Annotated in this window: 1 protein-coding gene; it reads left to right on the top strand. The window is 67.1% G+C overall.

Going from position 1 to position 680, the window contains the following annotated elements:
- Positions 1-186: 186 nt before the first annotated feature.
- Positions 187-680: glycosyltransferase (locus A5697_RS17880; protein ID WP_197501057.1), on the top strand; the 494-nt coding region annotated here is incomplete at its 3' end.

Here is a 680-nt window from a genome sequence, read left to right as displayed (position 1 = left end):
TGCGCCAGATCCTCTCCCCCGACTACCTCTCGCGCGCCCGCGAGCTGGCCGCTCGGATGACGAAGCCCGCAGACAGCATCACCAAGAGCGCCGACCTTCTGGAAAACTTCGCGCGCGCGGGACGGGTTGGGTGACGAACGGCACCCCTGACGTCGCCGGCGCACGGCAACTGCAAGGCTAGGACCCGTGACGAAATTCGCCCTCGCCGGCTACGGAACGCGCGGCGACATCGAGCCATTGGCAGCGGTCGGCCGCGAGCTGCTGCGCCGAGGGCACGACGTGGCCGTGGCCGTCCCACCGGAATTGATGGGTTTCGCCGAGTCCACCGGGCTCGCGGCGGTCCCGTACGGCCCGGAACTGCACGACTTCCTGGACGAGGAGTTCCTCCGCAACATGTGGGCTGAGTTCTTCCGGAACATCTGGACGATCCGCAGCCCGATCAGGTTGATGCGCAAGGTCTGGGAGCCCCTCATCCGGCATTGGGGCGAGGTCAGCGCGGCGCTGACGTCCCTCGCCGCCGACGCTGACCTATTGTGCACCGGCCTGAATTTCGAGCAGGCCGCCGCCAACGTCGCGGAACACTACAACATTCCGCTGGCGACACTGCATTACATCCCGATGCGGCCGAACGGGCAGCTGATTCCGATGCTGCCGGGGCCGATGGTTCGCACCGGAATGGC

Origin of the sequence: Mycobacterium sp. E3251, from assembly GCF_001666835.1 — a bacterium.
In the GTDB taxonomy this organism is placed as follows: Bacteria; Actinomycetota; Actinomycetes; order Mycobacteriales; family Mycobacteriaceae; genus Mycobacterium.
This window is presented reverse-complemented; position numbering and strand designations above follow the sequence as displayed.